The sequence below is a fragment of the Neobacillus massiliamazoniensis genome (assembly GCF_001048695.1).
Taxonomy (GTDB): domain Bacteria; phylum Bacillota; class Bacilli; order Bacillales; family Cytobacillaceae; genus Neobacillus; species Neobacillus massiliamazoniensis.
The window spans coordinates 1-19,301 of the sequence record NZ_CVRB01000005.1; the positions used below are offsets into that span (position 1 = coordinate 1).

A 19,301-nucleotide genomic window follows, 5' to 3' on the forward strand; every position below is an offset into this window, starting at 1 on the left:
CTTCTATGACGGACCTTTCCAGATCGCTTCATTTACCCCGTTCCTTTGTAACTCCATGTTGAGTGTCCTACAACCCCGAAAGGCAAGCCTTTCGGTTTGGGCTGTTCCCGTTTCGCTCGCCGCTACTCAGGGAATCGCGTTTGCTTTCTCTTCCTCCGGGTACTTAGATGTTTCAGTTCCCCGGGTCTGCCTTCAATACCCTATGTATTCAGGTAAAGATACTGCTCCATTACGAGCAGTGGGTTCCCCCATTCGGAAATCTCCGGATCAAAGCTTACTTACAGCTCCCCGAAGCATATCGGTGTTAGTCCCGTCCTTCATCGGCTCCTAGTGCCAAGGCATCCACCGTGCGCCCTTTCTAACTTAACCTACGACAAATGATCAGCGTCGAATCTCTTCGTCAGCTTCGCTCGTTCAGATCCTCACGTGCCTAAGCACGCTCCGGTCTTCACTCCCTTGCTTCCTCGACCTTCTCGCTGCTAATTTGTCTCTACTCTTTTTAAATAAAGAGAGAAAAACTAAAATGGCGATTACTCGGTTCTTACTTGGTTTCTTCTATATGATTATCTAGTTTTCAAGGAACGAGGCTACTGACTTAATCACATCATGATTTAACATCAGAGCGTTACTTCATGCTGCCTTGCGACGAGCTGAGGGATAACTTCCTCGAAATACTGCGGCGCAGGAGCAAAAAAATAAGCTTTGAGAGAATTGCTCCCTCAAAACTAAACAAACATGAAACGGTCAAACAAACTCGTTTTGTCTGGCTCATATGTCCAGCTTATATCCTTAGAAAGGAGGTGATCCAGCCGCACCTTCCGATACGGCTACCTTGTTACGACTTCACCCCAATCATCTGTCCCACCTTAGGCGGCTGGCTCCTTACGGTTACCCCACCGACTTCGGGTGTTACAAACTCTCGTGGTGTGACGGGCGGTGTGTACAAGGCCCGGGAACGTATTCACCGCGGCATGCTGATCCGCGATTACTAGCGATTCCGGCTTCATGTAGGCGAGTTGCAGCCTACAATCCGAACTGAGAATGGTTTTATGGGATTGGCTTCACCTCGCGGCTTCGCTGCCCTTTGTACCATCCATTGTAGCACGTGTGTAGCCCAGGTCATAAGGGGCATGATGATTTGACGTCATCCCCACCTTCCTCCGGTTTGTCACCGGCAGTCACCTTAGAGTGCCCAACTAAATGCTGGCAACTAAGATCAAGGGTTGCGCTCGTTGCGGGACTTAACCCAACATCTCACGACACGAGCTGACGACAACCATGCACCACCTGTCACTCTGTCCCCCGAAGGGGAACGTCCTATCTCTAGGAGTGGCAGAGGATGTCAAGACCTGGTAAGGTTCTTCGCGTTGCTTCGAATTAAACCACATGCTCCACCGCTTGTGCGGGCCCCCGTCAATTCCTTTGAGTTTCAGCCTTGCGGCCGTACTCCCCAGGCGGAGTGCTTAATGCGTTAGCTGCAGCACTAAAGGGCGGAAACCCTCTAACACTTAGCACTCATCGTTTACGGCGTGGACTACCAGGGTATCTAATCCTGTTTGCTCCCCACGCTTTCGCGCCTCAGCGTCAGTTACAGACCAGAAAGCCGCCTTCGCCACTGGTGTTCCTCCACATCTCTACGCATTTCACCGCTACACGTGGAATTCCGCTTTCCTCTTCTGCACTCAAGTCCCCCAGTTTCCAATGACCCTCCACGGTTGAGCCGTGGGCTTTCACATCAGACTTAAAGGACCGCCTGCGCGCGCTTTACGCCCAATAATTCCGGACAACGCTTGCCACCTACGTATTACCGCGGCTGCTGGCACGTAGTTAGCCGTGGCTTTCTGGTTAGGTACCGTCAAGGTACCGGCAGTTACTCCGATACTTGTTCTTCCCTAACAACAGAGCTTTACGACCCGAAGGCCTTCTTCGCTCACGCGGCGTTGCTCCGTCAGACTTTCGTCCATTGCGGAAGATTCCCTACTGCTGCCTCCCGTAGGAGTCTGGGCCGTGTCTCAGTCCCAGTGTGGCCGATCACCCTCTCAGGTCGGCTACGCATCGTCGCCTTGGTGAGCCGTTACCTCACCAACTAGCTAATGCGCCGCGGGCCCATCTGTAAGTGACAGCCGAAACCGTCTTTCAGCTCTCCCTCATGTGAGGAAAAGGATTATCCGGTATTAGCTCCGGTTTCCCGAAGTTATCCCAGTCTTACAGGCAGGTTGCCCACGTGTTACTCACCCGTCCGCCGCTAACCAACAGGAGCAAGCTCCTATTGATTCGCTCGACTTGCATGTATTAGGCACGCCGCCAGCGTTCGTCCTGAGCCAGGATCAAACTCTCCAAGAAAGTTGATTTAGCTCGAATTTTACGTTGGCTCGTGTTCTCTATTAATAATAGAAGAAACACGATAATTATTGTTTGTTGACGTTTTTGTTTGTTTAGTTTTCAAAGAACAATATCACTTATAAAAAGTGACAGGAATATATTTTATCACATTCCTCAGATTCTAACAATCATAATTTTTTCCAATTACAATTGGCTTTCGCGCTCTTTTTTTAGAGCAACTTTTACATAATATCACATTGTTCACATTAAAGCAAGAGAAAGTTTTCTTCCAATTGTTTGCTTATCCACTCTTTTAAAGAGCAACTTTATTATTTTAACACCTGCGGTGTTCATTTGCAACAGATTTTTTTATTCTACAATAATCATTTGTACATCTTTCACATCGTTTTCCGATTTGAATTTAATCGCTCCACCCATCATTGATCCATTAACGGGTTACCGTCAGGAAAATGCGGATTTACAACGTTAAGCGTACAATGTCAAATACTTTTTTCAAGTTTTAAGGCAACTCAAATTTCCGTTTATACAACTATCCATGCTCTGCCCCTACCGCTGATTTTCACTTCTTTCCCCTGTATATCCAGGATTTTTAGACTGTAAATGTCTAATGGCTCTCAGGTCAGTATCCTGGGCATAATACAGGTTATATACATTTGAGAGAGGGATAGTATGAGGCTAAGAAATGGAGATTTTTATACAAATGTTTTTACCAATAAGTTATATAGGTTAAATGAAGATAAAGATAGCAACTGGTACTTGAGTTCGCGTGATGAAGAAGGTTATCATGAAACAGAAAAGATATCAGGGCGTGATATGATTAGATTGGTAGAAGGTAGGTATAAAAAAAAATAAAAAAGCTACCCTATTCCTGTCATAGTACCAGTAATCAGATTTTTTTAGTGGAAAGTAGATAAAACATGAAACAATATAAGATGTTCCAAGGAAAAAATCGCCTTTATGTCGAATATAGTAGATAAAGGGGATTATCCAATGAATAAAGTTGAGTTATTAAAAAAATTACTAAATAGTAGTCGAGGTAATTTGTTTTCAATAGAGATTCCTACTACAAAAGAAAATGAAAATAAGATTCAAGAATTGGTTAAAGTATTAGAAACAGAAAAAAGAATTAAATTAAGAGAATATGTACAGAGAGAATACTCAGTTTACTTACATGGAATAATTAAGTATGCATCCGAATAATCGGATGCTTTTTAATGGAGTGATTCACCATGGGGTTCTTCAAGTTATACAGTAAGCCAAGATGGGCATAGAATTTTTATGAGATTTTAGAAATTGTGAACCTTCATAACCCATAGAGCCAATAAGTCCTTTGGTCATCTATTTTCTTAAATTAACCCGCTTCGTTAGTCGAATAAGCAAAAGGATCGCCGCAACAATGCCCGTTGTTCAACTCTTGCACCCTTTAGTTTAAGTGTAATTGTTCACAAACTTGTTAATTAAATAGTTACAGCTATTTTTTTCAATCGCCATACGCAAGTTCGAGATAACTCCAAGAAGCAATACTAACGAACAAACCATTTTTTCAAAAGGTGTTCCAAACAATTGTTGTATAAATCCAAAAGACCAAAGTACAACAATAAACCAACATATAACGGTTATTCCTCTTTTGTATTTATATAGTTTAATTCTACCAACAATCAACGTAAAAACTACTCCAATAATAGAAATAACGATATTTATAACAGATATTGGTAGCTGTTCAGCGAATGATTCAGACCTTCCACCATTAACCCATGTAAATGGAATACTTTTGCTTATAATAAGAAAGTGGATTAAGATAGTCAAAGAGTAAAAAATAATTCCCATAAATACAGCAGTTTTCATATTAATTTTCCTGAGTTTTTCTAAAATAAAATCACCTCATTTTTCTTCCTGTTTTAATTTTATTTAATCCAGTAATATACTATTCCTATATCTCTTACCATCTGACAGGTAACTGAAAGTAAGTTTTCGAAGAGTTATCAAAAATCACCATTATTCTTAAACAGAGCAAATAACATCGGCTAGGTATTCTTGTTGAACTAAACTGCCCTTTTCTGACATAACTTACAAATTCAAGATGCCCCTTTTAATTTCCTTCCTCACTCTACAATCTGCCCTTAATATAAAGAAAGAGCGTAATTCTTGCTGCAGAATTGCGCCCTTTAATGGAATAGCTAAAATAGGATCTCAATCCTAAAATCACCTAATTTATAATATAATCGCAGGAAAGAACAGCAAAAATTTTGAGTGGATCTATGCAAACATAAGAAAAGGAGCTTTATATCTAGGCTCCTCATTTGATTCTTCACTTGTTCTCAAGATATATTTTTACGATGGCGAATTTTGTAAATTATCATAGCAACTAGATTAGAAGGCAGAGTCAAGAAACTTCCTTGAACACTATAATGTAATTCTTGTTCCTCAAATGACATGCGATCATATAGATCATTTTGCGATAATTTGGCTTTTTCACGTCTTTCTTTCATTTCAGAAATGTAGGAGTATTGAACCGGAATCATGATTAGAAAAAAAAGAACTAAAACTGAAACAATAACGATTGTAACTAAGTCCATATTTGTTCCCTCCTTTAATAATGCTTGTTAATAATATTTACGATTTACAGACGGTTAAATTTCTAACTTTTTAATAAAATTATATTAATAACCCGCCCTATCACCGTGAATCTCCATTTACCTAATTATACCATATTTAGAGGAAAGTGGGGTGACACTCTTTACCACTTAACATTATTTTTTACTTGAAGAGGAAAAAGGTGACCTTCGTTATTGAAGAATTGCGCCCGATAGTTGAATAGCAAGGATAAGCAAATTTATTTTCGTAAATGGGTAAAATAAGAAAAAACCTATAAGCGAGGTTCTCTATGAAAAAAAGCCTTGTAATATTAATCGCTTTCCTGACTCTTTTCTCTTATTCTCCCGTCCAAGCCGAAACCGTAACAAAAAATGATATACAGTTGCGTGATGACTTGATTTTCATTATGCTTTATCCCTCAATTCAACAGGAATTAAAGAAACAATATGGCGAAATTAAACAAAATTATTGGGGTAAAATAACCCAAATTAAGAAGCTGCCAATAGGCACTTACTTATTTAATGTCACAGTGCAGGTAACAACATTTGAAGGTGCTCACAGCCCTCCCAATGATTTAGTGACAATCACTTTTAGTAATGAAAAAACCATAGAGTGGCAGGCTATTGATTTCAAAAGAAGAAGGTTAAAGCCGAATGAAATAACTAAATGCAGACATTCTTTGTAAAAGAGTGTCTTTTTACTTGGGTTATATTCTTCAACTAAATGGCCCTTTACATAAAGAAAGAGCACAATTCATTCTGCAGAATTGCGCCCGATTATGGAAGAAGCGAAAATTACTTTCGAGTATTTCCTAATGATTTAAATGTATTTTTTCTTTGGAATGTGCAATATTATTAATTCCTATTCAAATGATAGATTAGTTGCACAACGCCCGACGAGAACGTTCTTGTATTAACCATTTTTAAATTAAATCTCTGGTTTATATCAATAAACAACGGTTTTCCTTCTCCCAAAATAACAGGGTGAACAGATAATCTAAATTCATCAACAAGCCCTAAATTGATAAAAGTTGTTATAAGATTGCTTCCACCATATAGCCAGATATCTTTACCAGACTTATTCTTTAATTTATTTACTTCTTCAAGAATATTATCATTTATGAATACTGCTTTATTATCTGTCCGTCTTTGCGTTTTGGAAAACACGTATTTTTCTTTACTATGAACTAATTCCCAAAATTCTTTTTCAGTATCAGTATCTTCAATTTCTGGAGTAAATTGGCCCCATAAATCGTAGCTTTTTCTTCCATATAAAATAGTATCAATTTGATTTAAGAAATTAATAAAACCCATCTCAGAGTCCATGATACACCAGTCAACTTCCCCATTTTTTCCCTCAATAAACCCATCTAAAGTTACTGCTAAATCTAAAATTATTCTTCTTGGTCCTACGTTTTGGGACATAATTCTTCCTCCCTTTAATCAAATAGATATAGCCTTGGTGTAGTAATGTAACCAAATATTACTTTAATCATTAGCGGACATTAAAACGAGAAAAAGTAATAGTGAACCTCCATTTTTTCTGCCGTGCCCCTACATACAAGGAGAAATTTTGACTTCATATCCATTTACCTAGATAGAGTATGTCCCCTAAGTAATATTAGTAGACATCGTAAATAAAAATTCATGCTTGTATGTCCGCTAATACATATTGCTTAAATAAGTTACATTGCTACATATACACATAGTATAATACTTAATGATGACATCTATTGTCATAATTAAATATCATTAAAATAATCATTTAGGTGGGTAGTTATGCGCGCTGATAGGCTTATTTCCATTTTACTTCTGCTGCAACATAAAAGAAAATTGACAACAAGAGAATTAGCCAAGGACTTAGAGGTAACTGAACGTACCATTCATCGTGATATGGAAGCATTGAATGCAGCAGGTATTCCTGTTGTGGCTGAACGCGGTAAGGCAGGAGGGTGGAGATTACTTAAACAATATCGAACAAATCTAACTGGTATGAAAGCCGATGAAATTAAGTCTTTGTTTATTTCACCGTCAATCCAGTTGCTCACAGACTTAGGTTTAACAAAAGATTGGTATGAAGCACGACAGAAAATACTGGCTTCAATTCCAAGCTCCTTCCAAATAAATTCCGATGATATATGGAACCGAATCCATGTTGATACAAGTGCTTGGAGACAGTCAACTGAAAAAATGGAGTCATTCAAAATTTTGCAACAAGCCATTTGGGAAGATCGGAAATTACAATTGAATTATGAACGGGCAGATGGGGAGTATGTTGAACGAGATGTTAACCCTTTGGGGTTGGTTGCTAAAGGCAGCACGTGGTATTTAATCGCGTTATCAAAAGATCAAATTCGAAATTATCGAGCATCCAGAATCAAATCTGCTCTATTAATGAGTGAAACATTTACGCGACCAAATGACTTTAATTTAGCTCAATATTGGAATAGCTCAACACAAGAATTTATTAAAAACCTACCAAGATATGAGGTAGATGTTGAAGTATCTCCTATTATCGTTCAAAGAATTAAGTTCACTGGACGTTTTGTACAAATATTAAAAATTGAATCTCCCATAGAAAATGGATGGACTCCAATAAAGCTGTGTTTTGATACAGAACAAGAAGCCAAAGAGTATATTCTGGGTTTTGGGAATCAGATAAAAATCATAAGACCTAACACTTTAAAGCAAGTTATATTTGATATGGCAAGGGCTGTAATCGATTTTTATGATCAAGAGAATCAAATGGAAAATAAAATGTCCTGAAAGTAGAAAGACATTTTATTCTACTTTCCTTTTGTTAAAAAGCAAACTTATAAACACTTTTTATTCCACAAAATGGAACTAAAATGGAAAAAGCACTTTCCTTATTACAGGAAAGCGCCCTTTTACTGAATAAAGGATATGAAAATGGACTGCTGAATCAGCACATAGTATTTCAATTTGGCCTAATAACTACTTTGCAATAATCTGTTTTTGGGCTTTTTTAGTTAATTTTTCAAAAACTAAATTATAAGAATGCAGAATTAGATTTTCTAATAAATCAAAGGGAAGATTTGAATCAATATAAACAGAGTTCCAATGTGTTTTATTCATATAATAGCCAGGGATAATACTTTTATAGGTTTCTCTTAACTCTTCGGAACGATTAGGTTCGCATTTTAAAGTAATAATAGGCTTCCCTTCAGAATCTCCGCCTAACATTGCAAACATCTTCCCACCAACATGATAACGATCTGCTTGCCAATCTACTTGGTAATCATGTGTTGTACCAGGTAATGTCATACAAAATGATTGTAGTTTTTCTTTTTCCATTAAAAGTGCTCCTTTTTATAAAATGAACATTAACAAACCAAAGTTTATTTTCAGTATCATTAAAACCATAATTACTAATTTCTATTTCCATTTCTAAAAATCCTTTTTACTCCATAATCTGGCCCTTAACATAAAGAATGAGCGTAATTCTTGCTACAGAATTGCGCCCGATCGTAATAGAATAACTGAGTAGCTTCTATTAGCTGGTTTAATTGAACAAGGAAAAAGGCTTCGGAAGCAACCTGGCCTTAAACAATTGTACCCCGTAAGAGAAATAAGATTTTTCCTTTTGATTTAGATAAGGGGTGGATTAATGGAGGAACTCATCGAGTTTAACAATGTAATCAATTTCGTGAAGTTCCTTATTTACCTCCTGTATGTATTGTGTTACCGCTTCAACTAATACAGTTGTGGTAATGTATTTGTGTGCTTCAAACTCCTGCCAAATTGAATAAATTCTCCAATAGTCATTACCTTCATAAAAGAAATTGAGTATTGTCTCATCATGGTCAATTGTGTCGTAGTCCATATTTTCTCTAAGAATTCTGCGAATCTTTTGCAACCATTCACCTAGTTGGATTCCTAACTAGCAAGATTGACATATGGGTCATGAAAAAACAATTTTTCATCTACAAAAATGTTTAAAGCACCTTCTATAAAACCATTTTCGTAAGCAGTGTATCCTGGTCCATTAGGTACATTTTTATCTAAAACAAACGAGAATCTAACATTCATAAAATCACTCTCCAAGGGAAATATTCTACACTGGGTCAACGATTCCCTCTTCTTCAAGTAACCTTCCCGTTAGTGCAATTAGAAAGCTGCTGTTGCTGGCAGCAGGATCTTAAACTCTTGTACCGTTTGCTTAAGAAGAACATTAATTAAAATACTTATCCAACCTCTTTTGAATTTCGGGGAGTAACATATACTGGTCGTGTTTTCTTCTTTCAATTTCTTTAATACCAAGTTCAAGAATTTCTTTTGCTTTTTCTTTTTGTCCTGAAATTAGGTAAAAATCAGATACTTTGTCATAAAAAACAATTATCTCTTGAGAAGCATATTCCGCCGCAATATTCCAATCGCTTATATGCGTATAATAGGGGATTCCAACATTTAATACATTATGTACAAATTCATTAAATTCGGCTATATCAGATTCAGAATTAGTAAGTGTAAAATGTTGTTTGTAAACCTCCCTAGTCCATCCTGGAACATTATATTCTGACGCACATACAATTACATTATTTACTGGCTTATTTCCCCATTGTTCTTTAAACCATTTTGAGTATTTTTTTGATGAGACATCCCAAATTGTCCAGAATTGGCAATAATCTTCCGCATTCCATTGACTACGTGAAAAGCTAAAAGTTAGTTCAAAATCCCCTTTTGTTCGTGAAAATTTAGGTACACTTTTTGCATATCGGAAACCTAATTTTTGTAACTCAGCGACTAATTGATTTTCTATATAATGGTTTAATAATTCTTTTGGTTTCATAATGATACTCCTTTACATTATCACCCATTTCCTTACTAATTTCTCCAACTAAAAAGGAAATCCTTCTTCAACTGAACCTTTAGTTCAAAAAGAAAAAGCTGCCTCGACGACAGCTCCGATCATTAACTCTTGCACCCGTTAGCGTAAGAACACAATATTACAAACTATTGTGAACTAAAGCTGTTTATTCATTATTAATCTTCATCTTTATTTCTCTGTTCCGACCAATCCCAATAGGCATCATAAACCTCATCGTGGAGAAATCCCTCGTTCTCTTCTTCTTCTTCATTAGGCTCGCTAAGTGTTAATCCAAGCCAAGTATCATAAAGCTCAACAACTTCTGGGTCAGTTACAGCGTCCAATAAGGAAAAAGCATCGTGAAATGCCCCAAGAATAGTATCTCTAACTGTTTTTTCAATAGCTGATAAGGCTACATCATCAAATTTACATTTTTTTAAAGCAGCTACTTCTTCTTCGCTCAATTTAAACTCATCCCAAACAATATTATCTTCGGATGGGCTCACTAAATGATTTCGTATCTCTTCTGAACTATTTTTAATTATCTCGTGTAGTTCAATTAAAAATATTTTTCTTGGGTCCATTGTCGACTCCAACCTCCGTTTGTTTAGAACTTTTTAAGTAATCTATTTCGTCATTGTATAACTATAATTCTTCATTACAGGAATGCTGACCGATAGTCCAATAAGAAAAACTGCCGCAAACGACAGCTTTGAACTCCAACTCTTTCCTCTGGTAGTTGAATAAAGTAAAATTATTTATCTTTAAAAACCTTATCGATTTTTTCTCTATCGTAATCTAAAATCCAATCTTTGTATGTTATATAAATATTCTTGATACTTTCTATTTTTGATGCAATTAAATCACATCCCCTATCATCATAAATATGAAAAATAGCTCCTTTATTAAGATTAACAAAATATATAGGAGCCATATTTGTATTAAAATATGCTTTTAATAATGATGATATTTTTAAGTCTTTTGATTTACATTTCATTGTATAACGTAAAGTACACCATTCATTATCTTCATCTTCTTCTAGATTCTGAAAGGGTAATTCATGAATTTGAATTCGATATTTATCATTTTTATCTTGGAGATATGAAGTGAAAAATTTAGTTTTATACTTGTTTTTAAATCTTTTTTTTATTAGGCGATCATCATATGAAACCAAATAAATTTCATCGTTTTTATCGTTTATAGATTTAAATAGCGTTAATGCCCTTTTATAGACACGTTCCATATATTTAATATCATTTTCTTCTTTTGGATCTCCTAATTCAAAACGAATACCAATATTCCAATTATAAAATAAGGGTGGGCATATTGGTAAATTAGGAAAATTCCTATCAAGATATTCATCTAATAGCATATTTTCCTCCCTTTATTTGTTCTCTAATTACGCCAACAGTTAGTTGAACAAGGAATCAAGTTTCAGCTCGCTAAAATTCTTTCTAAGTTTCGGAAAAACCTGTTTCTCAAAGATTCCTTTAGTCCTTTCAGTTACAAACATTGCTACATATTCATCATTTTCATCTTCATCTGTAACGTGTTCCACTACATAAATCAAGTAGTTATAACTTTCTATATCACTACCAGATGGTACAACATAAAATAGGGAATTAAGCCCTTCATTTTTAATTATCTTAATTAACTCCTGTTCATTTTTGGGTCTATACCAATAAACATTTTTGTGCGTCACATCTTGAAAAGTCCAAGTTTCACTTTTAAACACAGTTCTATTTAGAATGAAGTCTTTCCACTCTTTCTCATCATTTCTCAAATTCACTTCAAAATAAGGAAATAACAGGTCTTCAACACTATTTGCAAAACATCTATAAAACTTAGCTGATTCTGTGTATCCCAACTCAAAATTCCTAATCGTAAAATGAGGTGATTTGCCCACTACCTCCATAAGAACAACTCCATTTTTTTGTAAATTCCTTATTAAAATCATAGCACATTAAAGAGTCTGGATCTTCAACTAAACTGCCCAGTTAGTGGAATAAGAAAAAAAGCTGCCGAAGCAGCTGGTGATTTTAAACTAACGCACCCCTTTTGTTTCAGTACAATATTTCACAAACTTACTTTGAATAAGAAAAAGGCTGTTAAGACAGTCTTACCTTATAAAATCTACATAGTTGTGTAAAATTTTTTATTATGTTCCTTGTATTTGAGTTTTTATAACTAAACAATCCTTGCAAAAATGATAGAAAATATTCATTTCTCCAAATTGAAAATCGACGACAGAAATAAGTTCCTGTTCACCAAGGTCTTGAGTTATTGTGGCAATGTACTTCATTTCTTGGTTACAAATCGGACAGTCTAAATCTTCAGGGACTTCATCATACAAAGGGGCACCCAAAAATCTACATAAATATTCCGAACCAAATAAATCAAAAGCCCTATCATAATTATCTTCATTAGTTGGAATATCCTCGACCATCATTTCAATAAGTTTTACATTTGTCCTTGGAAGTGGTACTGGTAGCATATATTCCTCATCTTGAACCCAATCTTCCGTATTTTCTTGACTTATTACTTGAATGGATTTACCTCCATTACTTAACTGGAAATATTGAGGCTCCCACACCATCGAACAGTTCAAGCAAGAAACTAACGGTAAAACGTTTAGTCCTTCAGCTTTTATTTCGAAAAGTCTTTCATCTATTAAATCAAAACAAAATATTTGATGTATTTTCTCCCCGCATAATGTACAAACAGGCAAATCACAATCTTGACCACCAAAATAGTGATTATATTCATCGGTTCCTTCTATTACCCTGTACCCTTTTATACCTTTCCAGTGCTTCCCATAAGGTTTCTTTGTCATATTAAATCCTCGCCTAAGTAAATATAAATTCAAAACATTATTAAATTCTATATTCCGTTTATTATTTCCTTCTTGTGCTATCCTGCCACGTTAGTACAAAAAGAAAAAAGGATCGCCGCAGCGATTCCTTCTTTATCTCTTGCACCTGTTAGCTGAATAACAAAAATAGTGGAAATGCTCCTTCATTCTAAGCTTTTCAAGTTTCTTTTAATTGCTTTTTAGCTTCTTCCACGATTTGAGTTTTCAATTCTTCCTCGGAAACATTATCTGTGTTATCACCATAACGGAAGTCATCTATCTTTTCACTAATTTCATACCAAATTGATAATTCGTCATTATTGGAATGCTCCCTAACAACCTCATATATTTTATAAGCAATATCAATAGCTGTATTTTCATCATTTATTATTTTTATTAACAATTCCCATATATAATATTTTGCACACTCTTCGTGTATAGGCTTTATTATATTAAGTTCATTTGAAGCCCTCATAAAATAATCTTCTACTTCAAAAATATTAAGGGGCTCTTTTAACGAAGAAAGAATATTTAAAGACTTAGCGGAGCAACCGTCCATCAACATTTGAATTGCCCAATCAACATAGTCAACTGGCTTGACATCGCTTTCATATATTTTATAATACAAAATTTTAGTATCCATTTCTTTGCTCCCAAATAATAAGTTCTGGATCTTTCCTACTATCAACTATCCTTTAGGTCAAAATAGACTGCCGCAGCAAGCATCAAGTTACTTTTACATCTTAGCTACATCTTGAACTAAAGCTAACAGTTTGTTTAAGAAGATTGTTTTATTATACTTCCTCTTTTTGGACCGTTCGATTAATGAATGAAATAGTTGGAGGCTCTGTAGATACCACATCAATTATGTGGTTTAAAGCATTTATCCCATAATGTTTGAATGGTCCAGGATGATCATCGGAAGCAATGGTGCTTACTTCAATAAAATCCAAATATCTGGATTTCGAGTAAATAGAGAAAACTCCTCCCTCAAAGACCTCGTACTCATCTAATATAGTAAAGCTTTCGTTTCTTACAGAGTATGCTATGTACCAATCAAATTCGATTTGAAGAATGGGGAGAGTTTGGTCCACATCTATTGAATGACAATCTTCAATAACAACATCTCCAACTTGAATGCCTTCCGCTTCGTCATTAACTTTGCACCGTTCTATTTCAAGAATTAATTTGTTATCTTGAGGTTCATATATTGAGGTTAAATAGATATAGCCTTTATACTCAATCAATTCTTCATATAGCACAATATCCCCCCTTATTAATGAATACATTGGCTTTCTATTCAACAGAAAGGGACATTTCTCCTTCTTAAAGAAGTCGAGTAGAAAGGAACCTCTCCACCTTACGGTAGATTGTGTTCCTCCCCCTCACAGAACCGTGCTTGCGCTATTAACGCACACGGCTCCTCCTAGTTACCATTCACAAAACCTTGTTTCCTTGCTTTTTATCGCTTGTACACCATACTCTTCTAACAAGAAAAGGCCGGTAGGGTCTCCCGAGTTGCCGTATCATATCAATGTATAACGTGCCAAGGTCTCTGACTCCAGAGAGGTTTTACCCTTCTTGCCTTTAACGAAAGATAAAATGTAGCTTTCTGCTGTGCGTAAGGCATCAGCCCTCTCGATTTACTAACATTATGGAGCTCAATCCCTTCAACCATTTGACTTTCGGCCCGCCACCTAACTGTCTACGCTTAAAGACTAAAGTTACCTTTAGCCCTCCAAGACTCGCTACGAGCGAATGGCTAGTTCTTACTCGACGGGAATCCCACCCGCTATATGATACGACCTAAGCTCGGCCGCACACGCACCCGTTAGTTTAAGTGTAAATATTCACAATCTTTTGTTACCTCAACAAAATCTGATCCCTTAATATGTAGGGGCATATCAAAAAGACGCCTTCTTACTAAAGAAAAACGCCCTTTTGTTGAACAAAGAATAAATAACACGATTCAACAAACCTTCCGTTCGTGCATAATAAAAAATCAACCTTAGAAAAATTGCACTCGATCGTGAAAAAGCGATGCCTTCTTCCGACATCGCACCCTTTCGTTTAGTTTAAGTTCACTGACTGTTTAAAATGACTTTTCTCTTTTCGATTTGAAACATAACTATGTAAAATCATGCCAAGAATGACAATAAAAATACCGCACCAAGATAATGGAGAAGGAATTGGGATCGACAAAAATAGCAGTTCCCCAGCTAGTGTAAAAATCACTTCCATTGATTGCGTTGCTTCAACAGAAGCTAACTTTTGCATATTTCCTCTTACCATATCTGTCGCTTTGAAAAATAGAACAGTGGCAATGACTCCAGAACAAAGTGCCACCAATAAAGATTGAAGACTCTGCCCCTTACTTGGTAATCCTACGGTATAAAAGCCATACAAGGAAAGCAAAAACCAGAATGGAAGGCTTGCAAGGGTCATTCCTAACATCCGTTGATAAGCATCTAAACGCCCTTCACACACATCCATCATTTTTCGATTCCCTAAAGGATAGGCAAATGATGCTAGTAGAACAGGAATAACTCCCAATAATAGATTTTTTAAAGAAAGGTGTTTAGCCTGTTCCATTTGCATTAAAACAATACCTAACAGAATAATAAGTGACATGATAAGACCTTTCAGGGGAATTTTCCCTCTCATCTGTAAAGGTCCATTCTTTGTGTATTTCATTTCAAAAAATAACGGTGCAAGTAAAGTACCTGAAATAATAGTCAATTGCCATGTTCCAGCAATAAGCCAACCAGGTGAATACGCAGATGCAAAACACAAGGGGGCATAGAATAACCCAAATCCCACAGAGCCCCATAAAACCCATGTTCCTGGTTGTTTTCTCATTTCGTTAAAGAGTGGCCGTAAATTTTTGCGAATTAGTACAATACACAAGAGAAACGGGGCCATAAAGATATATCGAAGCGAAGCGCTCCAAATCCAACTGCCACCAGACAGCTCCATAGATGCATTGAGCACAAATGTAAAAGCAAAAAAGAAGGCTGCAGTAATACCGATTAAAATGGGTTGCAACTGAATTCACCTCGGCTCCGTTTGTTGCGTTAGTATTTCGCCAAGACTTAGCCAGTTTTCTTCTACAAGACGGACAACTATTTCGCATTCCTTATTTTTACAAGCTGATATAATTTGATTGTGTTGCTCAACCGAATATAACCCTTTTTGGGTAATAAATTGTGAAATCTCTAATCGCTGGATTTTAGGTATACTACGTTCTAATGCGAATAAGATTTCAGGGTTTCCAGCCACGTCTAAGAACACATTGTGAAAAGCTGTATCTGCCTCAATAGCCTTAATAACGTCGCCTTTTTCAATTGAAAGCAGCAAAGCCTTATTACTAAACTCTAATTCCTCCAGATCCATTTCCTTTAATAATGGACATGCAAGTCGAGCAGCTAAAGCATGTAAAACTGCTACAACCGTAAAAGCATTTTTCGCCTCCTCTAATTTTAATGGTGCTACACGAGTAGATGACCCTGGAAGTGACTCAACAAGTCCCTCGTCCTCAAGTCGTTTAAGTGCTTCCCTAACAGGGGTACGACTAATTCCAAACCTTTCTGCTAATTCTTTGTCATTTAAGCGTTCTTCTGGTTGTAATTCCAAATTAATAATCGATTTTTTTAAAGTTTGATATACTTCATCTCTAAATGACAAACGTTTAATTGGTTTTATTATGTCTTTTTCCATAAAACCAATATATCGCATATTAGTTTTCATTACCATATTATTTAGTTGTGACTTTTGCTTAATAAGCCTTATTCAATTAAATAGCCCGATTGTTGAAAAAAAGCTAATGACGATTGTTCAACTATCCTGCCAGTTAGCACAACAAGAAAAAGGGATCGCGGCAGCGGTCCCTTCTTTAATTCTTGCCCCCGATAGCGTAAGTACAATTTTTCACAAACTCCACTCCATTACATATAAAAAAGTCCTCATAATGCCTGCCCAAACCAGACACTCAGCGTTTGACCACCATCTAATAGAAACTCCTCTTTATACTCCCACGGTACTTAGTTTTAAATGAATATGGGTTCGTATCTAATTCCCCGTACCTTGGCAGAGATGAGGATTTGTCGAACCAGTTGCGAAATAATTATCTTACGCCGAGGAAAGTACCCTTCACCAAAATATTCCGAGGTATAATTTAAGTCTTTGTAATTATCCCAAGCTCCAATTCTGTAACTAAGAACAGAGTCCATTGATTTCCCATAGCTTTTGAATCCACAATTGGAGCAATCAATGGCTGGGATTAACTTTGTTTGTAATGGTGGAAGCTCATTAAGAGGTACTAATTGGTAGGCAATTTCCTGTATATCCTTTTTCGTATACACTGGTCGGTAACTAATTCCTGTAACAGAATGTGCATCAAACAGCCGCTTGATTTTAGATGAAATTAATAATTCGGATTCCCAAGACATAAGGAAATCGCGATTTCCAACACTGCTCTTCCGTATCATAAGGTCGTTGGTCTGATTTATATATGCATTACACTCATTACAGGATACTGAGAAGTATTTATCAGGCTCTTCCGAATAGGGGTTTAGATCTTGGTACGCCGGATATAGAGCCAGTAATAGTGCCGACTCAAACTCTTTTTTGCTAAACTCCACACGTCTCAGCTCTTTTACCTCTACACCAACCGTAAGCAATTCATCCTTTAGCCGGTTATATTCAGGTAGGTCTGAGTACATACGTACTGATGTACCATCTCTTTCCTTCAGGACGTGATTGTAACTATCTAGAATCGAATCAATAGCATCTTTATAATTGGATGCATCTATGCAAAATATCGTTGACAGAATTCGCATATTTAATTTCCTCCCAGTTCTTTTTCACAGTTTTAGAGTTAAATATTCCACAACAAATATGGAATTCCTTATTTAACTACCACGTTAATTCAACAAGAAAAAGCTGGCTTGATGACAGCCGAACTTAAACTCAAGCCCCCTTTAGTTTAACAAGGGCCATACGCATTTTATTAAATGATTTTTTACCAGTTTACTAGTTAAGGATTGACGAAGAAATATCCTTCTGGTATATTTTTATAAATAATTAAAATGACCATATTAAAAACTCTTATCCAGAGTGGCGGAGGGACAGACCCTATGAAGCCCAGCAACCTTCAAGTTTTACTTGAAAAGGTGCTAATTTCTGCAGAATTGTTTCTGGAAGATAAGGGGAGGAATGAAATAGTTTGTTATGACCTCTTCTTATCTATTGTAGAAGAGGTTTTTTTATTTGGAATATAAACGAGGAAATAATAAAAAGTTAATGACTATTAGGGGATGATGAGATGAAGGGCGTAAACTTTAGAGAGAGTTCATTAGCATCAGATACGTTAGTAAAAACAAACTTAAAAAATACAACTAAACCTGCCGTCTCAGGTACTATAATGACTAATACTCATAATAATAAAAATGAACCATTAGTTGAAATCTCCAGTGAAAATAATTTTTGCAGCATTTATATTAGCAAGTATAGAATGAATAAAGAAGTTGGCTTTGGAAGAAAGCTGCTTCGGATCCTTGAAGATTTTCAACTTTATTATAGGCATATGCCATCGGGGGTTGATGCTCTTAATCTTGTTTTACATGAAAATCAATTAAATCAGATAATAGAAAGTGAACTAATACAACGGATACGTACGGAACTTTCGGCAGATAAAGTGACTATTGAACGTAATCTTGCTTTAATTATGCTTATCGGAGGAAAAATGCATCATAATGCTGACACCATTGCCAGAGCAGCGAGGGTTCTTGCAGAAAAAAGAATTAATATTGAAATGATACATATGAATCAAGGATCATCTCAGATAAGTTTAGTATTTAGTGTAAAGGCTCATGATGAAAAAAGAGCTGTATCAGCAATCCATAATGAATTTTTTGAAAGTGTGTCGATTTGAAATATTAATGATTTCCTACAGGTAATAAAAGAGCATATATTATGACTAATAGATGCTCCTTTTCTTTTTGTTTTCATTAACGATAACTTCCTATTAAATTAACCTGCCAAGTTAGCACAATAAGAAAAGCTGCCTCAATGACAGCTTTGATCTTCAACTCTTGCACCCGTTACTTTAAGTGTATTATTTCACAATCTCTTCTCCACTTAAAAATTATTAAAAACATTTATGAGTACTTTAGTAAGTTTTCAATAGATTTTGCCTATTTTACTCGTTGAAACATCGGATGACTTTCTTTAAATTGAACTAAATCCCATAAGTTTCCGTATAAATCTTTAAATACAGCAACAATACCATATGATTGTTCTTTTGGTTCTCTAACGAATTCAATTCCTTTTGTCATCATATCATTATAGTCTCTCCAAAAGTCATCTGTCCCAAGGAAAAGAAAAACTCTTCCTCCTGCTTGATTTCCAATAAAAGATATTTGTTCTGGTTTTGAAGCCCTTGCAAGTAATATTGTAGTTCCAGACGAGCCGGGTGGGGATACTACTACCCAGCGTTTATCTTGCTCTGGTTGGTATGTATCTTCAATTAACGTAAAATGAAGTTTTATTGTGTAAAACTCAATGGCTTCATCATAATCTTTAACAACCAAAGCAATATGTACAACAGATTGTATCATTTTATTAACCCTTCTTTCTTCGTAAAACATAAAGCCTTACGCCATAAATTATTATAGTGTTCATCTTT

The 19,301-nt window shown here is 36.1% G+C and carries 22 protein-coding genes, 2 rRNA genes and 1 riboswitch; of the genes, 5 read left to right on the top strand and 19 right to left on the bottom strand.

The features are described 5' to 3' along the window. Nucleotides 1-369, bottom strand: a 23S ribosomal RNA gene (locus BN1082_RS22205); the annotation flags it as partial. Nucleotides 370-793: 424 nt separating this feature from the next. Further along, nucleotides 794-2,343: ribosomal RNA gene (locus tag BN1082_RS22210) — 16S ribosomal RNA — on the bottom strand. A gap of 669 nt (nt 2,344-3,012) precedes the next feature. On the opposite strand from BN1082_RS22210, the gene BN1082_RS22215 reads away from it, so the two are divergent. Further along, entirely contained in the window at nt 3,013-3,195 is a 183-nt protein-coding gene (locus BN1082_RS22215; protein ID WP_090638523.1) for a hypothetical protein, read from the top strand. 138 nt (nt 3,196-3,333) lie between these two features. Continuing rightward, entirely contained in the window at nt 3,334-3,543 is a 210-nt protein-coding gene (locus BN1082_RS22220) for a hypothetical protein (RefSeq protein WP_090638526.1), read from the top strand. A gap of 228 nt (nt 3,544-3,771) precedes the next feature. Here the strand turns inward: BN1082_RS22220 and BN1082_RS22225 are convergent, their stop codons facing one another. Together BN1082_RS22225 and BN1082_RS22230 are read right to left on the bottom strand one after the other, a co-directional pair. Next, nucleotides 3,772-4,188 carry a hypothetical protein gene (locus tag BN1082_RS22225; protein ID WP_090638528.1) on the bottom strand — a complete coding sequence of 139 codons (417 nt, stop codon included), beginning with the start codon at nt 4,186-4,188 and terminating at the stop codon, nt 3,772-3,774. A 473-nt stretch (nt 4,189-4,661) separates the two neighbouring features. Continuing rightward, entirely contained in the window at nt 4,662-4,919 is a 258-nt protein-coding gene (locus BN1082_RS22230) for a DUF3949 domain-containing protein (protein ID WP_090638531.1), read from the bottom strand. A gap of 308 nt (nt 4,920-5,227) precedes the next feature. Here BN1082_RS22230 and BN1082_RS22235 point away from each other — a divergent pair, with 308 nt between their 5' ends. Next, a complete protein-coding gene (locus BN1082_RS22235) occupies nt 5,228-5,623 on the top strand; it encodes a DUF3888 domain-containing protein (RefSeq protein WP_090638533.1) in 396 nt (131 codons plus the stop codon). Between the two features lie 169 nt (nt 5,624-5,792). On the opposite strand, the gene BN1082_RS22240 is transcribed toward BN1082_RS22235, so the two are convergent. After that, nucleotides 5,793-6,362 carry a dihydrofolate reductase family protein gene (locus tag BN1082_RS22240; RefSeq protein ID WP_090638535.1) on the bottom strand — a complete coding sequence of 190 codons (570 nt, stop codon included), beginning with the start codon at nt 6,360-6,362 and terminating at the stop codon, nt 5,793-5,795. Between the two features lie 354 nt (nt 6,363-6,716). On the opposite strand from BN1082_RS22240, the gene BN1082_RS22245 reads away from it, so the two are divergent. Beyond that, on the top strand, nt 6,717-7,703 hold the full coding sequence (locus BN1082_RS22245) for a helix-turn-helix transcriptional regulator (protein ID WP_090638538.1): 987 nt from the start codon (nt 6,717-6,719) through the stop codon (nt 7,701-7,703). A 189-nt stretch (nt 7,704-7,892) separates the two neighbouring features. Here BN1082_RS22245 and BN1082_RS22250 read toward each other — a convergent pair whose 3' ends face one another. The 13 genes from BN1082_RS22250 to BN1082_RS22305 all read right to left on the bottom strand — a co-directional run bounded on the left by BN1082_RS22250 (nt 7,893) and on the right by BN1082_RS22305 (nt 17,454). After that, the gene (locus tag BN1082_RS22250; protein ID WP_090638541.1) at nt 7,893-8,252 is read right to left on the bottom strand and encodes an MmcQ/YjbR family DNA-binding protein; all 360 of its coding nucleotides are present in this window, start codon (nt 8,250-8,252) and stop codon (nt 7,893-7,895) included. Between the two features lie 310 nt (nt 8,253-8,562). Continuing rightward, nucleotides 8,563-8,814 (bottom strand): DUF7878 domain-containing protein, encoded by a 252-nt coding sequence (locus tag BN1082_RS22255; protein WP_090638543.1) that lies wholly within the window; start codon nt 8,812-8,814, stop codon nt 8,563-8,565. A gap of 20 nt (nt 8,815-8,834) precedes the next feature. Next, on the bottom strand, nt 8,835-8,987 hold the full coding sequence (locus BN1082_RS27795; protein WP_176699897.1) for a hypothetical protein: 153 nt from the start codon (nt 8,985-8,987) through the stop codon (nt 8,835-8,837). 142 nt (nt 8,988-9,129) lie between these two features. Then, complete coding sequence (locus tag BN1082_RS22260; protein WP_090638545.1) at nt 9,130-9,747, bottom strand: hypothetical protein; 618 nt, start codon at nt 9,745-9,747, stop codon at nt 9,130-9,132. Between the two features lie 194 nt (nt 9,748-9,941). After that, nucleotides 9,942-10,349 carry a hypothetical protein gene (locus BN1082_RS22265; protein ID WP_090638547.1) on the bottom strand — a complete coding sequence of 136 codons (408 nt, stop codon included), beginning with the start codon at nt 10,347-10,349 and terminating at the stop codon, nt 9,942-9,944. A gap of 170 nt (nt 10,350-10,519) precedes the next feature. Continuing rightward, nucleotides 10,520-11,137, bottom strand: coding sequence for a DUF3885 domain-containing protein (locus tag BN1082_RS22270; RefSeq protein WP_090638550.1), 618 nt, complete (start codon nt 11,135-11,137; stop codon nt 10,520-10,522). A gap of 39 nt (nt 11,138-11,176) precedes the next feature. Continuing rightward, nucleotides 11,177-11,680, bottom strand: a complete 504-nt coding sequence (locus BN1082_RS22275; protein ID WP_090638554.1) for a hypothetical protein — start codon at nt 11,678-11,680, stop codon at nt 11,177-11,179. 243 nt (nt 11,681-11,923) lie between these two features. After that, on the bottom strand, nt 11,924-12,598 hold the full coding sequence (locus tag BN1082_RS22280; protein WP_090638556.1) for a hypothetical protein: 675 nt from the start codon (nt 12,596-12,598) through the stop codon (nt 11,924-11,926). Between the two features lie 196 nt (nt 12,599-12,794). Continuing rightward, nucleotides 12,795-13,259: a hypothetical protein gene (locus BN1082_RS22285; RefSeq protein ID WP_090638559.1), complete on the bottom strand. Its 465-nt coding sequence runs from the start codon at nt 13,257-13,259 to the stop codon at nt 12,795-12,797. Nucleotides 13,260-13,410: 151 nt separating this feature from the next. Continuing rightward, entirely contained in the window at nt 13,411-13,878 is a 468-nt protein-coding gene (locus BN1082_RS22290) for a hypothetical protein (RefSeq protein WP_090638561.1), read from the bottom strand. Between the two features lie 808 nt (nt 13,879-14,686). Beyond that, complete coding sequence (locus BN1082_RS22295; protein WP_090638564.1) at nt 14,687-15,661, bottom strand: DMT family transporter; 975 nt, start codon at nt 15,659-15,661, stop codon at nt 14,687-14,689. A 6-nt stretch (nt 15,662-15,667) separates the two neighbouring features. Beyond that, complete coding sequence (locus BN1082_RS22300; RefSeq protein WP_090639174.1) at nt 15,668-16,333, bottom strand: GntR family transcriptional regulator; 666 nt, start codon at nt 16,331-16,333, stop codon at nt 15,668-15,670. A 329-nt stretch (nt 16,334-16,662) separates the two neighbouring features. Next, a complete protein-coding gene (locus tag BN1082_RS22305) occupies nt 16,663-17,454 on the bottom strand; it encodes a hypothetical protein (RefSeq protein WP_090638567.1) in 792 nt (263 codons plus the stop codon). A gap of 265 nt (nt 17,455-17,719) precedes the next feature. Beyond that, a riboswitch (SAM riboswitch) is annotated at nt 17,720-17,825 on the top strand. 114 nt (nt 17,826-17,939) lie between these two features. On the opposite strand from BN1082_RS22305, the gene BN1082_RS22310 reads away from it, so the two are divergent. Further along, nucleotides 17,940-18,548, top strand: a complete 609-nt coding sequence (locus BN1082_RS22310) for an ACT domain-containing protein (RefSeq protein ID WP_090638569.1) — start codon at nt 17,940-17,942, stop codon at nt 18,546-18,548. 262 nt (nt 18,549-18,810) lie between these two features. On the opposite strand, the gene BN1082_RS22315 is transcribed toward BN1082_RS22310, so the two are convergent. Then, nucleotides 18,811-19,233, bottom strand: a complete 423-nt coding sequence (locus BN1082_RS22315) for a VOC family protein (RefSeq protein WP_090638571.1) — start codon at nt 19,231-19,233, stop codon at nt 18,811-18,813. Nucleotides 19,234-19,301: the final 68 nt, after the last annotated feature.

What these genes read in the sequence shown, in the direction of transcription:
- BN1082_RS22215 (WP_090638523.1), top strand. Translation starts at nt 3,013, where the DNA reads ATGAGGCTAAGAAATGGAGATTTTTATACAAATGTTTTTACCAATAAG.
- BN1082_RS22220 (WP_090638526.1), top strand. Translation starts at nt 3,334, where the DNA reads ATGAATAAAGTTGAGTTATTAAAAAAATTACTAAATAGTAGTCGAGGT.
- BN1082_RS22225 (WP_090638528.1), bottom strand. Translation starts at nt 4,188, where the DNA reads ATGAAAACTGCTGTATTTATGGGAATTATTTTTTACTCTTTGACTATC.
- BN1082_RS22230 (WP_090638531.1), bottom strand. Translation starts at nt 4,919, where the DNA reads ATGGACTTAGTTACAATCGTTATTGTTTCAGTTTTAGTTCTTTTTTTT.
- BN1082_RS22235 (WP_090638533.1), top strand. Translation starts at nt 5,228, where the DNA reads ATGAAAAAAAGCCTTGTAATATTAATCGCTTTCCTGACTCTTTTCTCT.
- BN1082_RS22240 (WP_090638535.1), bottom strand. Translation starts at nt 6,362, where the DNA reads ATGTCCCAAAACGTAGGACCAAGAAGAATAATTTTAGATTTAGCAGTA.
- BN1082_RS22245 (WP_090638538.1), top strand. Translation starts at nt 6,717, where the DNA reads ATGCGCGCTGATAGGCTTATTTCCATTTTACTTCTGCTGCAACATAAA.
- BN1082_RS22250 (WP_090638541.1), bottom strand. Translation starts at nt 8,252, where the DNA reads ATGGAAAAAGAAAAACTACAATCATTTTGTATGACATTACCTGGTACA.
- BN1082_RS27795 (WP_176699897.1), bottom strand. Translation starts at nt 8,987, where the DNA reads ATGAATGTTAGATTCTCGTTTGTTTTAGATAAAAATGTACCTAATGGA.
- BN1082_RS22260 (WP_090638545.1), bottom strand. Translation starts at nt 9,747, where the DNA reads ATGAAACCAAAAGAATTATTAAACCATTATATAGAAAATCAATTAGTC.
- BN1082_RS22265 (WP_090638547.1), bottom strand. Translation starts at nt 10,349, where the DNA reads ATGGACCCAAGAAAAATATTTTTAATTGAACTACACGAGATAATTAAA.
- BN1082_RS22270 (WP_090638550.1), bottom strand. Translation starts at nt 11,137, where the DNA reads ATGCTATTAGATGAATATCTTGATAGGAATTTTCCTAATTTACCAATA.
- BN1082_RS22275 (WP_090638554.1), bottom strand. Translation starts at nt 11,680, where the DNA reads ATGGAGGTAGTGGGCAAATCACCTCATTTTACGATTAGGAATTTTGAG.
- BN1082_RS22280 (WP_090638556.1), bottom strand. Translation starts at nt 12,598, where the DNA reads ATGACAAAGAAACCTTATGGGAAGCACTGGAAAGGTATAAAAGGGTAC.
- BN1082_RS22285 (WP_090638559.1), bottom strand. Translation starts at nt 13,259, where the DNA reads ATGGATACTAAAATTTTGTATTATAAAATATATGAAAGCGATGTCAAG.
- BN1082_RS22300 (WP_090639174.1), bottom strand. Translation starts at nt 16,333, where the DNA reads ATGGAAAAAGACATAATAAAACCAATTAAACGTTTGTCATTTAGAGAT.
- BN1082_RS22305 (WP_090638567.1), bottom strand. Translation starts at nt 17,454, where the DNA reads ATGCGAATTCTGTCAACGATATTTTGCATAGATGCATCCAATTATAAA.
- BN1082_RS22310 (WP_090638569.1), top strand. Translation starts at nt 17,940, where the DNA reads ATGAAGGGCGTAAACTTTAGAGAGAGTTCATTAGCATCAGATACGTTA.
- BN1082_RS22315 (WP_090638571.1), bottom strand. Translation starts at nt 19,233, where the DNA reads ATGATACAATCTGTTGTACATATTGCTTTGGTTGTTAAAGATTATGAT.